Below are 11499 nucleotides of genomic sequence, written 5' to 3'. Positions count from 1 at the left end.
GGCGTTGCGATCTCCTAAGGCAGACGCGTCCGGGCGTCGGGCCCGGTTGCAGCAGAAACCACGCCGGCACAAGCTCCGGCGTGGTTCGACGGACAGCGGATTACTTGATGTTGGCCAGCTTCAGGCCCGCCGGCGAACTGACTTCGATTTCCGCGCGCGAGGCGTCGCGCTGGATCTTGCCGATCACGCACACGGTCTTGCCTTCCAGGGTTTCCAGCGGGAAGGAGAACTTGCCGCGGTTCTCGCCGGCGATGCGCGCCGAGAAGGTGTGGCGCGGGAAGGCGCCGCCCATGTACAGGAAGGTCGGCTGGCCTTCGGAACCTTCTGCGTAACGGGCCTTTTCGACCTTGCCACAGACCATGCCGTCCTTGCCGACCGAACGCGGGGCCAGTTCCGGCGGGATCATGTCGGCCGCCTGGGCGAACGCGGAGGAAGCGGTGGTGGCCAGGACAGCGGCCGAAACGAACGCAAGCAGGGACTTCATCGAGGTGTATCTCCGGGGATGGTGATGGTCGTTCCGGTTCCGCGCGCTCCTGCGCGACCGGCTTCTGTCCCCCTATCGGCACCGCCGGGGGGAACTGAAGGGTTTTGTGACCAGAACGTGAAGCAGGTCCGCTGGGTCAGGCGGCAACGTCTTCGGCGAGGGTGGACTGGCCCATGTCGGCGCTGTCGAGCAGGGTCTCGATGTCCAGCAGGATCAGCATGCGGTCGTCGTGTGTGCCGATGCCGGAGATGAAGCGCGTATCGACCGCAGCGCCGAACTCCGGGGTCGGGCGGATCTGCTCGGCCGACAGCGGGATCACGTCCGACACGCTGTCGACCACGATGCCGACCACGCGGTCTTCGACGTTGAGCACGATCATCACGGTGAAGGCGTCGTAGCGGGCGTTGTCCAGGCGCAGCTTCAGGCGCAGGTCGATGACCGGCACGATGGTGCCGCGCAGGTTGATCACGCCCTTGATGTAGTCCGGGGCATCCGGCACGCGGGTGACCGCATCGTAGCCACGGATTTCCTGCACCTTGAGGATGTCCACGCCGTAGTGCTCGGCGCCGAGCGTGAAGCTGAGGAATTCGCCGCCGGCGCTGGCGGCGGAGCTGGTCTTGTCGTTCATCGAGGGGTCCTGGTTCTGCCGGAAGTCCCGGTGTCAGGCTCGATATCGGCCCCGCATGGGGGGACTTTAGGTGCCGGGGGAGAGGCATCCACGCATGGCGTGGGTCTACCGGGGCGGTGGGTTGGGCATCCACGCACGGCGTGGATGGTGCCGGCCGCTGGCCGGCATACCCATTGGACGGGCCTCAGAGCTCGCCGTTGCGGCGGGCCTTGCGCTGGCGGTCGATGCGGAAGATGTAGCGCTGTATGGCGCTGTCGCCACCGCGCGGCAGGCTGTCAAAGCGCATGCCTACGCGCTTGACCTCGATGCCGTTGGGCTGTCGCTGAGGCAGCAGGTTGCAGACCACCAGTTCGATGTCCAGGTCCGGGCCATCGGGCAGCGACAGCTGCGCCGTGTAGCGCTTCTGCAGGCCGAACACGGCGCAGTCGTTGGGTACCACTACGGCCAGGCCGCCACCGCTGATGTCCACCACCCGCATCGACAGTGCTTCGGCGCGGGCTTCGCCGGGTGGCAGCAGCAGCTGTGGTGAGTCGGTGACCGGGGTCTCGAGCCGGTACAGCTCGCGGCGTTGCAGGTGCACCAGTTCGTCCGGCAGCGGGGCGCGGAAGGCGACGTGGCCATCGTTGTCCACGCGTTGCAGCGCGTGCAGGCGGAACCGCACGAGGACACGTTCCAGCTGGGCGAAGCAGAGCAGATGGTCGGCCTGCTCGGCGGCACGGTTGGATGCCTCCTGCGGGCTGCCGTCGAGCAGCAGGTAGTCTTCGTCCTCGTCGAGATCAAGCAGGGCGGTCGGGAACGAACGGTCCCGGCCGTCGATATGCGCGTTGATCAGTGATCGCTGGTCGATCAGCGAGCGCAGCAGGTGGCGCAGCTGGCGGGGGTTGCGGACCAGGAAGCGTTCGTCCGCGGCGTCGGCCGCGTGGACATCGTGCAGTTCAGTGTCGTGGCCGTCGGACATGGAATCTGTGATCAGGGGCGGGCGCCAGCACGCGTTGGCGCGAGGCTCGATGGGGATATCGGCCTCTGCATTGGATTATGAAGTGAGATTTGCATCACTTTCCATGCGTAAGGGGTCAGAGCCCTTTCCCGTGGGAAAGGGATCTGACCCCGTGGCTCTCTTCCTGCGTGGGGTCAGAGCCCCCTTCCGCGGAAGAGGGATCCGACCCCGGTGTCCTCAGAACTCCTGCCAGTCACCCTCGGCAGCCAGCGCCGGCTGGGCGGCCGATGCACGCAACGGTCGTGCCGGTGCTGCCTTGGTGGCGGGCAGGGCAGCCGCGACCTGGCGTGGCTGCGGCGCATTTGCCAGCCGTGCCGGTGCAGCGGCGACGCCCTGTGATGCCAGCCGGAAGCGCGCTACGGCTTCGCCCAGCTGCACGGCCTGGTCTTCCATCGCACGTGCGGCAGCAGTGGCTTCTTCCACCAGTGCAGCGTTCTGCTGGGTGGTTTCGTCCATCTGCACCACGGTCTGGTTGACCTGCTCGATGCCGGCACTCTGTTCCTGCGAGGCAGCGGAGATCTCGGCCATGATGTCGGTCACGCGCTGCACCGAGGCGACGATCTCGCCCATGGTGCTGCCGGCCTGATGGACCAGGCTGGAGCCTTCGGCGACCTTGCCGACCGAATCGTCGATCAGGCCCTTGATCTCCTTGGCGGCGGCAGCGGAGCGCTGGGCGAGGGTGCGCACCTCGCTGGCAACCACGGCAAAGCCACGGCCCTGTTCACCGGCGCGGGCGGCTTCCACCGCGGCGTTCAACGCCAGGATGTTGGTCTGGAACGCGATGCCGTCGATGACCGAGATGATCTCGGCAATCTTCTTCGACGAGGCTTCGATGGCCGACATGGTGGTGACCACCTGGCCGACCACGTCGCCACCCTGCGAGGCGACACCATGCGCACCGATGGCGAGCTGGTTGGCCTGGCGCGCGTGTTCGGCGTTCTGGCGCACGGTGGAGGTCAGCTCCTCCATCGAGGCAGCGGTTTCTTCCAGGTTGGCGGCCTGCTGCTCGGTGCGGCGCGACAGGTCGCTGTTGCCGGAGGCGATCTCGCCGGCGGCCAGGGTGATGCTGGAGGCGCTGGCCTGGATCTGGCCGACGATCTGGGTCAGCTGCGCAACGGTGGTGTTGGCGTCGTCGCGCATGCGGGCGAACACGCCGTTGAACTGGCCATCCATGCGCGCGGTCAGGTCGCCTGCGGCAATGGACTGCAGCAGCTGCGAGAGCTGGCCGAGGTTACCGTCAGCCACCTGCATCATGGTGTTGAGGTGTTCGATCATCAGCTTGAAGTCGTGCTGGAAACGCTGGGCGTCGCCGCGCTGGCTGAAGTCGCCTGCGGCCGCTGCTGCAGCCAGCTGCTGGATCTGCGTATTGATTGCCAGCAGGCTGGCCTTGGCTGCATCCATCGATTCATGCAGGATGGCGCGGCTGCCGGGCAGGCGGCGTGCGTCCGGGGTCAGATTGCCGATGGCGTACTGGTTGAGTACTTCAATGGCATCGACGATCGCATCGAGGTGTTCGAAGATCACCGTGTTGATGCCGTTGGCCAGCTGGCCGTAGACGCCCGGGAAGTCTTCGGGAATGCGGTGGCTGATGTCCGGGCCGGCATGCATCTGCGCCATCAGCTGGGTCTGCTCGCTGAAGCGGCGCAGCATCGCGGTCATCTCGGCGGTGGCGGCCAGCATCTTGCCGGCTTCGTCCTTGCTGGTGGCCTGGGTGCTGACGCTGAGATCACCGCGCGCGACGGCCTGGATGGCATGCACGGCCTTGCCGAGTGGGCCGGTCACTGCACGCGAGATGACGACGGCCAGCACGGCTGCGACCAGCGACAGCAGCACCATGCAGCCGACGATGGCAATCATGCTGGTGCGGTGGGTGGCATTGGCGCCGGCGATCTTGCCGTCCATCTGGCCGGCGATGTGGGTGCCCAGTGCCTTCATTGCAGCGAACAGATCGCGACGCGCGGGGCGCGACTGCTCGTCGGAGATCTGCTGGGCCCGTGCGCCATCACCGGCAGCCACGGCGTCGCGCATCGCCTTGTTGGCGGCGAAGTAGCGATCCAGCTGCGCGCTCGCCGCGCGATACAGTTCACGCTCCTTGGCCAGCGCCGGCAGCGCCGAGTACGCGGCCAGCTCGTCATGCACGGCCTTGGCGGTGTCGTCCATGCGCTTGTTGTAGTCGGCGACCTTCTCCGGCTGGTCGAGCATGCTCAGCTGTGCAAGTTCGTAGGTGCGGAACTCGCCCAGTTGCGAGCGCGCCTCGCCCAGGTGCTGCACCGACGGAATGTCGTTGCCAGCCATCTCGCGCAGCTGCGCGTTGGCTTCGCTCAGACGCACCAGTGCGAAGGCGCCGAGGACCAGGGTCATCAAGGTGGTGAGGGTGAACCCCACGGCCAGCTTGCGGGCGATGGGCAGATCTTGGAACCACTTCATGCAGGGTGCTCCAGGTGGGCAGAGTGCCGGCGTCTGTGCGCCGGTTTGGGGGTGGTTGCAGAGCGAACGGGAGTGCCCGGTGGGGGTTCGGTGACGGCCGTCATTGCGGAATAGCGGCGCAACCTGCGCGGACTTTATGGACGCAGATCACATTCGGATGCGTAGGGATAAGGGCGCGAAAGTGGCGTAGCGGCGGGGCTTCGCTTGAGTGGCGTGGTTGCGCGCGAAACCATCATGGCGACGAAGTTCACGGAATGGGCGGCGCCGTCAGGCGGGGGTCAGATCCCTTTCCGCAGGAAAGGGATCTGACCCCATCGCCGCCCCATCGCCGGAACGTGCACAAACAAAAACCGCCACCCCGAAGGGCGGCGGTTTCATGAACGCTTGCAGGATGGATCAGGCGGCCTGCGGCATCCGCAGCGAACGCACCAGCCCACCGATGTCGACGATCAGTGCCACGCGGCCGTCACCAAGGATGGTGGCACCGGACACCCCACCGATGCGGCGGTAGTTGTTCTCGATGTTCTTCACCACCACCTGCTGCTGGCCGACCAGCTCGTCCACTTCCAGTGCGATCTTCTGGCCATCGCCTTCGACCACGACCACCAGCGATTCGCTGCCCGGTGCACGGTTGCCGTAGCCGTAGTACTCGCTCAGCGAGAAGATGGGCAGGTACTCGCCACGCACGCGCAGCACGCGGCCTTCGCCGGCCATGCTGCGGATGTCCTCGGCCTGCGGCTGCAACGCCTCAAGCACATAGGCCAGTGGCAGGATCAGGGTTTCGCCGGCCACGGCCACGGTCATGCCATCGAGGATGGCCAGGGTCAGCGGCAGGCGGATCAGTGTGCGGGTACCGGCGCCGAGGCTGCTTTCGATCTGCACCTCGCCACCCAGCGCCTGGATGTTGCGGCGGACCACGTCCATGCCGACGCCGCGCCCGGACAGGTCGGTGACCGCATCGGCGGTGGAGAAGCCGGGCTGGAAGATCAGGTCCCAGACCTGCGAATCGGTCGGGTTGTCCGGCACGGCCAGGCCGCGTTCGGTGGCCTTGGCCAGGATCTTGGCGCGATCCAGGCCGCGGCCGTCGTCGCTCACTTCAATGACGATATGACCGCCTTGATGCGAAGCGGCCAGGGTGATCGTGCCGGTCTCGTCCTTGCCCGCGCCGCGGCGCACATCGGGCATTTCCAGGCCGTGGTCGATCGAGTTGCGCACCAGGTGCACCAGCGGATCGGCGATCTTCTCGATCAGGCCCTTGTCCAGCTCGGTGCCTTCGCCGACGGTGCGCAGGCGCACCTGCTTGCCGAGGCGGCTGGACAGGTCGCGGACCAGGCGCGGGAAGCGGCGGAACACCGCATCGACCGGCAGCATGCGCACGCCGATCACTGCTTCCTGCAGGTCGCGGGTGTTGCGTTCCAGCTGGTCAAGCCCGGCAAACAGGCTCTCGGCGTGGACCGGGTCCAGCGCGTGCGAGACCTGCTTGAGCATGGCCTGGGTGATGACCAGTTCGCCGACCAGGTTGATCAGCGCATCGACCTTGTCGACGCTGACGCGGATCGAGGTCTCGGCTTCCTGGCTGGCAGCGCCGCTGGCGGCTGGCGCAGCAGGCGCTGCCGGTGCGATGGCAGCAGGCGTGGAAGGGGTTGCTGCAACGGGCGCCTGGGTAGCCAGGCTCGGCGGCGCTGCCGGACGGATGTCCAGCTCGCAGTCGTCCAGTACCCAGGCGAAGGTGTCTTCGATCTTGCTGCGCGGCACCTTGCCGACCAGGCCCAGGTCCCACGCCAGGTGGGCCTCGAGCGGGTCGAGCTGGGCAAATCCGGGCAGGCGTTCCATGCGCGCGGCCACCTGCAGCGAACCGAGGTGTTCCAGTTCGCGGATGATGCGCAACGGATCGTTGCCGCTCATGAACAGCGACGGTGCCGGGGTGAAGCCGATCTGCCAGGCTTCCGGCGTATCGTCCACCTTGGCGGCGGCAGCGGCCGGCGCGCTCGGTGCGGCCTGGCCGGAGAGAACGGCTTCCAGGCGTGCCTTCACCGCAGCAACAGCGGCGGGGTCGGCAGCCTGGCCGTGCTCGGCCTCGCGCAGCAGCGCGCGCAGCACGTCCACCGAGGACAGCATGGCGTCGACAGCGTGGCCTTCCAGGGCCCGCTTGCCGGCACGCAGCTCATCGAGCAGCGTTTCCAGCACGTGGGTCAGGCCGGCGATGGCATCGAAGCCGAAGGTGCCGGCGCCGCCCTTGATGGAGTGGGCGGCGCGGAACACCGAATTGATGATCTCCGCGTCCTGCTGCCCCGATTCCAGGGCCAGCAGGCCAGCCTCCATCGCGTCGAGGCCTTCGCGGCTCTCCTCGAAGAAGGTGGCGTGGAAGCGTTGCAGGTCCATGCTCATGGCAGTGGTGGTCCGGAAGCGAAGAGGGGGAGCAGTGCCGGGCGATCAGCCCAGCACTTTCTGCACGGTGGCGACCAGCTGTTCCGGATTGAACGGCTTGACCAGCCAGCCGGTGGCGCCGGCGGCCTTGCCTTCGGACTTCTTGTCGGCGGCCGACTCGGTGGTCAGCATCAGCAGCGGGGTGAACTTGTAGTCCGGCAGCTGGCGCAGTTCGCGGATCAGCGCAATGCCGTCCATGTTCGGCATGTTGACGTCGGTGACCACCGCGTTGAAGCGTTGGCCCTTGGCGCGACCGAGCGCGACCGCGCCGTCTTCGGCTTCTTCGACGGCAAAACCGGCCGAGGTGAGGGCGAAGGAAACCATCTGGCGCATCGACGCCGAATCGTCCACCACCAAGATACGTGCGCTCATGCAGCGTTCTCCACAGATTTCAGGTTGTCATGGGTTACGTCCAGGCCCAGGGCCTGGGTGACGCCCAGCAGGCGCGCGGCGTCACGGAAGTTTGCGGTGCAACCGTGGAAGCCGGTGCCCAGGCCTGCCTCGCGGCGGGCCTGCACGAAGGCACACAGCACCTGCACGGCTGCCGTGTGGATGCGGGCGACCTGGCTTGCATCCAGGATCAGCTCGCCTGCCTGCGCCACCAGCGGGGCGAGGCGGTTCTTGAGCTCGGTGGTGCTCTCGATGCCGAGATCCTCACCCAGTTCGACAGTGCTCATCGTTGCTCCGGACAAACGGTCCCGGCGGGGTTCTTTAGAGGAATCGACGCGGTGCGTCGGCTCAACTCAACAGCCGCGTGGCATCGAGCAGGATCATCGGCCGCTGGCTGACCCGGGCGACGCCGCGAAACAGATCATTGGAGATCTGGCAGATCCGGGCGGTATCGGGTGGCTCGATCTGCGAATCGGTGAGGTTGGCGACATCTTCCACTGCCGACACACGCAGGCCGATGGTCTCGCCATCCTCTTCCAGCACCACGATGCGGGTCTGGGCGTCGTCTTCCGCTGCCGCGGCACCGAGGTGCAGGCCGAGGTCCATCACCGGCACCACCTGGCCACGCAGGTTCATGATCCCGAGCATCGCCGGCGCAGTACCGCGCAACGGCAGCAGCGGTACCGGCAACACCACTTCCTGCACTTTCAGCAGTTCCAGTGCATACGCCTGGGTCCCGCAGCGCAGGCGCAGCCAGCGCGAGGTACGCTCGCCGGCGCGGCGGTTCTGTGGGTGTGGGCTGCTGGCGGGCTGGTGCGCCTGTGCCTGCAGCTCCTGCCAGGTGCCGGGACGGCTGCTGGCCGGGGCATCCACGGCAACGCGCGCCGCCGGGGCAGGTGCAGGTACAGGGCGCGGTGCCGGGGGCGCGACCACGGCCGGCGGCGGCGTGGGGACATCCTCGCCCCCGGCGGCGGCTTCGAATGCGGCCTGCAGCCCTGGGCTGTCAGTGTGGGCGAGGTGATGGCTGTCGGCCGCGTCGGTCTCGTAGATCACTTCGTCGGGCAAGTCGTCCCAGGTGGGCTCTGGGCCGGCCTTGGTTGTGACCGGAGCGAGGGCGGGTGCGGTCTCATGAACGACCTCATCGGGCACGTCGTCCCATGTCGGCTCGCGTTCGGCGGCCGCTTCGCTCGCCGGGCGCGGCCCGGCGCTACCGCTGGTGGCGGCCTCGAAAGCGGCCTCCAGCGCGGCCGTGTCCTCGGCAGTTGGGGCGACGGTTCCGGTTTCGTAGATCACTTCGGCCGGCAGGTCGTCCCATGTCGGCTCGCGTTCCGTGTCGGTCACGGTCGCGGGCGTGGAGGCGGCGTCGAAGGCGGCCTCCAGGGCTGCGTTGTCTGCAGCGGGCTGCGCGACGACGGCGTCCGTCTCGTAGATGACTTCGGAGGGCAGGTCGTCCCAGGTCGGCTCACGCTCGGGCGCTACCGCGCTCGTCGGGCAGGGGCCGGCGTTGTCGGATGACAGGGTGGAGGGCGGCGTCGCCACAATCGCTTCGCCCAGCAGTTCGTCCAGGTAGTCGTCCAATACGCCTGTGCTGTTCATGCCGCCTGCTCCAGGGCACGGGCATCTTCGCCGAGGATCCAGTTCAGGGCGCGGCGGTAGGCGGCCAGGCCGCGGCCGGGGTAGTCCTCGCCGACGCTGGGCAGGGTCAGGCCTGCGGCATTGCTGATGCGGGTATCGATCGGAATCGCGTCTTCCCACACGCGGGTGCCGTGACGATCCTGCATGGTGCGCAGCGATTCGTTGCCGGCGCGGGTGCGGCGGTCGAACAGGGTCGGCAGGATCGAGATCGGCAGGGGGCGGCGGCGCGAGCGCTCGACCATCTCGCCGGTGCGGACCATGCCATCCAGGCCGTGCAGGGCCAGCGGCTCGGCCTGGGTGGGAATGATCAGGCGGTCCGCAGCGGCCAGCGCATTGATCATCAACAGGCCGAGGGTGGGGGCACAGTCCAGCAGGATGTAGTCGTGCTGGCCCTGGTGGCGCGCCAGCGCGTTCTGCAGGGCCAGGCCGAGGCCGGGCTGGTTGGCGCTGCGGCGCTCCAGCGTGGCCAGCGCCGACTGCGCGCAGACATAGTCCAGACCGTGGATGCTGCTGGCATGGCACAGGCTGGAAAGATCTGCCGGCGGGGCGCCGAACAGTTCCAGTACGCCGGCCGGGGGCGGATCCACCGGCACGCCGAAGGCGCGGCTGAGCGAGGCATGCGGATCGAGGTCGATCAGCAATACGCGATGGCCAAGCGCGGCCAGGCCACGGCCGAGGGCGAGGGTGGTGGTGGTCTTGCCGACTCCGCCCTTCTGGTTGGCGACTGCCCAGATGCGCATCGGTTTACTCCTTCATTGCCGGGGGAACGGCGGCGCCGACACGGCTGCCAGCCGGCACCGGCGGCAACTTCACCGGTGCGATGGGGGACGTGGGGGCGTTAGCCGGAGTTGCGGCGGCTTGTTCGGTGGTGCTGTTGTCGGCGGCGCCGGTGGCCGCATTGAGGCGCTGGCCAAGTGGATCCACCGCATGCGAGGTGTCGGCCAGGATGATGACCATCACCCGGCGGTTGCGGTTGCGCCCCTGTGCGCTGTCGTTCTCTTCGCGCGGACGGAACTGGCCATAGCCGACCATCGCCAGCCGCGACGGCTGCACGCCCTGGTCGGCGAACAGGTGCACGACGCTGGCCGCGCGTCCGGCCGACAGCTCCCAGTTGGAGGGGAAGGTGGCGGTGGCGATCGGCACGTTGTCGGTATGGCCTTCCACGCGCACGCTGTTGGGCACGTCACGCAGCACCTCGGCCAGGCTGGCCAGCGTCTGCCGTGCATGCATGTCCAGCGCGGCCGAGCCGGTGGGGAACAGGATGTCGCTGTTGATCTCCACTTCGATCCACAGCTCGGTGCGGCGCACGCTGATCATGCCGCGGTCGATCAGCGGCGCCAGCGCGGCGGTGAGGCGGTCGGCGATGCTGTTGAGCTGGCGCTCGGCACGGGCGATCTGTTCCTGGTTGTGCACCGAGACCGGCATGCGCATCTGCGAGGCCATCGACGGCAGCAGGGTCGGGTCGTGCGACGGCGCCGGCGCGGAGGGGCCGATCTTGGTGCCGGACTTGATCACCGACGGGCTGTCCCAGCCGCCGCCCTGCACCTGCTTGTTGCCGACCTGCACCGGGTTGATCGTGCGCGGCGCACCACCAAAGGCATCGGTGAGCGCGTCGGCCATGATCCGGTACTTGCCCTCGTTGACCGAAGAGATCGCGTACATGACCACGAAGAAGGCGAGCAGCAGCGTCATCAGGTCGGCATAGGGGATCGCCCATGCTTCATGGTTGGCGTGCTCTTCGTGGTGCTTGCGGCGGGCCATGTCAGTGCAGGAAGCCGGAGAGGTTGGTTTCGATGTTGCGCGGGTTCTCGCCCTGGGCGATCGAGATCAGGCCTTCGATGACCATTTCGCGGTCGCGCGTGTTGTGCGAGATCACACTCTTGAGCTTGGCCGCGATCGGCAGGAACAGCAGGTTGGCCGAGGCGATGCCGTAGATGGTGGCGGTGAACGCGGCAGCGATGCCGTGGCCCAGCTTGCTCGGGTCGGCCAGGTTCTTCATCACCGCGATCAGGCCGAGCACGGCGCCGATGATGCCCAGCGTGGGCGCGTAGATGCCCATCGCCTCGAATACCTTGGCACCGGCCTGGTCCTGGTGTTCCTGGCTGCCCAGTTCGATTTCCAGCATGTGCCGCATCGATTCAGGCTCGACGCCGTCCACCAGCAACTGCAGGCCCTTGCGCAGGAACGGATCCTGCTGCGCTTCCACCTGCGATTCCAAGCCCAGCAGGCCTTGGCGACGGGCGATGTTGCTCCACTCGACGATCTGCTGGATCAGTTCGCGACGATCGCTGTGCGGCGGGCGCACGACCCATCGCACGATCTTGAACGCATGCTTGAACACCGCCGGCGAGGTGTGCAGCAGGATCGCGGCAACGGTGCCGACGATGACGATCACGAACGCCGCAGGCGACCACAGCGACGCCAGGCCGGCGCCCTTGAGGATGCTGCCACCGACCAGCGAGGCCAGGGCGAGAAAGAGTCCAATGAGGCTGAGTCTATCCATGGTTCCGG

At 67.5% G+C, this 11499-nt stretch carries 11 protein-coding genes; all 11 read right to left on the bottom strand.

The annotated features are described in order from the left end of the window. Window positions 1–100: 100 nt before the first annotated feature. On the bottom strand, window positions 101–484 hold the full coding sequence (locus AASM09_RS12395; protein ID WP_005409515.1) for a hypothetical protein: 384 nt from the start codon (window positions 482–484) through the stop codon (window positions 101–103). Window positions 485–620: 136 nt separating this feature from the next. Next, the gene (locus AASM09_RS12390; protein ID WP_049426673.1) at window positions 621–1112 is read right to left on the bottom strand and encodes a chemotaxis protein CheW; all 492 of its coding nucleotides are present in this window, start codon (window positions 1110–1112) and stop codon (window positions 621–623) included. A gap of 184 nt (window positions 1113–1296) precedes the next feature. Next, window positions 1297–2070 carry a flagellar brake protein gene (locus AASM09_RS12385; protein ID WP_049426672.1) on the bottom strand — a complete coding sequence of 258 codons (774 nt, stop codon included), beginning with the start codon at window positions 2068–2070 and terminating at the stop codon, window positions 1297–1299. A 216-nt stretch (window positions 2071–2286) separates the two neighbouring features. After that, on the bottom strand, window positions 2287–4536 hold the full coding sequence (locus tag AASM09_RS12380) for a methyl-accepting chemotaxis protein (RefSeq protein ID WP_100443529.1): 2250 nt from the start codon (window positions 4534–4536) through the stop codon (window positions 2287–2289). Window positions 4537–4932: 396 nt separating this feature from the next. Beyond that, window positions 4933–6924: a chemotaxis protein CheA gene (locus AASM09_RS12375; RefSeq protein WP_343368465.1), complete on the bottom strand. Its 1992-nt coding sequence runs from the start codon at window positions 6922–6924 to the stop codon at window positions 4933–4935. 45 nt (window positions 6925–6969) lie between these two features. Continuing rightward, the gene (locus AASM09_RS12370) at window positions 6970–7335 is read right to left on the bottom strand and encodes a response regulator (RefSeq protein WP_005409521.1); all 366 of its coding nucleotides are present in this window, start codon (window positions 7333–7335) and stop codon (window positions 6970–6972) included. After that, complete coding sequence (locus tag AASM09_RS12365) at window positions 7332–7640, bottom strand: STAS domain-containing protein (RefSeq protein WP_049426841.1); 309 nt, start codon at window positions 7638–7640, stop codon at window positions 7332–7334. Before AASM09_RS12365 ends, AASM09_RS12370 begins: the two co-directional genes overlap by 4 nt. A 61-nt stretch (window positions 7641–7701) precedes the next feature. Next, window positions 7702–8949: a chemotaxis protein CheW gene (locus AASM09_RS12360; RefSeq protein ID WP_100443527.1), complete on the bottom strand. Its 1248-nt coding sequence runs from the start codon at window positions 8947–8949 to the stop codon at window positions 7702–7704. Continuing rightward, window positions 8946–9728: a ParA family protein gene (locus tag AASM09_RS12355; RefSeq protein WP_005413243.1), complete on the bottom strand. Its 783-nt coding sequence runs from the start codon at window positions 9726–9728 to the stop codon at window positions 8946–8948. The genes AASM09_RS12360 and AASM09_RS12355 overlap by 4 nt, the downstream gene beginning before the upstream one ends. A gap of 4 nt (window positions 9729–9732) precedes the next feature. Then, window positions 9733–10749: a flagellar motor protein MotD gene (motD, locus tag AASM09_RS12350; RefSeq protein WP_049426838.1), complete on the bottom strand. Its 1017-nt coding sequence runs from the start codon at window positions 10747–10749 to the stop codon at window positions 9733–9735. 1 nt (window position 10750) lies between these two features. Then, window positions 10751–11491, bottom strand: coding sequence for a flagellar motor protein (locus tag AASM09_RS12345; protein ID WP_005409527.1), 741 nt, complete (start codon window positions 11489–11491; stop codon window positions 10751–10753). Window positions 11492–11499 lie beyond the last annotated feature (8 nt).

The organism is Stenotrophomonas maltophilia, from assembly GCF_039555535.1.
Lineage (GTDB): Bacteria > Pseudomonadota > Gammaproteobacteria > Xanthomonadales > Xanthomonadaceae > Stenotrophomonas > Stenotrophomonas maltophilia_Q.
This window is presented reverse-complemented; position numbering and strand designations above follow the sequence as displayed.

What these genes read in the sequence shown, in the direction of transcription:
- AASM09_RS12395 (WP_005409515.1), bottom strand. Translation starts at nt 484, where the DNA reads ATGAAGTCCCTGCTTGCGTTCGTTTCGGCCGCTGTCCTGGCCACCACC.
- AASM09_RS12390 (WP_049426673.1), bottom strand. Translation starts at nt 1,112, where the DNA reads ATGAACGACAAGACCAGCTCCGCCGCCAGCGCCGGCGGCGAATTCCTC.
- AASM09_RS12385 (WP_049426672.1), bottom strand. Translation starts at nt 2,070, where the DNA reads ATGTCCGACGGCCACGACACTGAACTGCACGATGTCCACGCGGCCGAC.
- AASM09_RS12380 (WP_100443529.1), bottom strand. Translation starts at nt 4,536, where the DNA reads ATGAAGTGGTTCCAAGATCTGCCCATCGCCCGCAAGCTGGCCGTGGGG.
- AASM09_RS12375 (WP_343368465.1), bottom strand. Translation starts at nt 6,924, where the DNA reads ATGAGCATGGACCTGCAACGCTTCCACGCCACCTTCTTCGAGGAGAGC.
- AASM09_RS12370 (WP_005409521.1), bottom strand. Translation starts at nt 7,335, where the DNA reads ATGAGCGCACGTATCTTGGTGGTGGACGATTCGGCGTCGATGCGCCAG.
- AASM09_RS12365 (WP_049426841.1), bottom strand. Translation starts at nt 7,640, where the DNA reads ATGAGCACTGTCGAACTGGGTGAGGATCTCGGCATCGAGAGCACCACC.
- AASM09_RS12360 (WP_100443527.1), bottom strand. Translation starts at nt 8,949, where the DNA reads ATGAACAGCACAGGCGTATTGGACGACTACCTGGACGAACTGCTGGGC.
- AASM09_RS12355 (WP_005413243.1), bottom strand. Translation starts at nt 9,728, where the DNA reads ATGCGCATCTGGGCAGTCGCCAACCAGAAGGGCGGAGTCGGCAAGACC.
- motD (WP_049426838.1), bottom strand. Translation starts at nt 10,749, where the DNA reads ATGGCCCGCCGCAAGCACCACGAAGAGCACGCCAACCATGAAGCATGG.
- AASM09_RS12345 (WP_005409527.1), bottom strand. Translation starts at nt 11,491, where the DNA reads ATGGATAGACTCAGCCTCATTGGACTCTTTCTCGCCCTGGCCTCGCTG.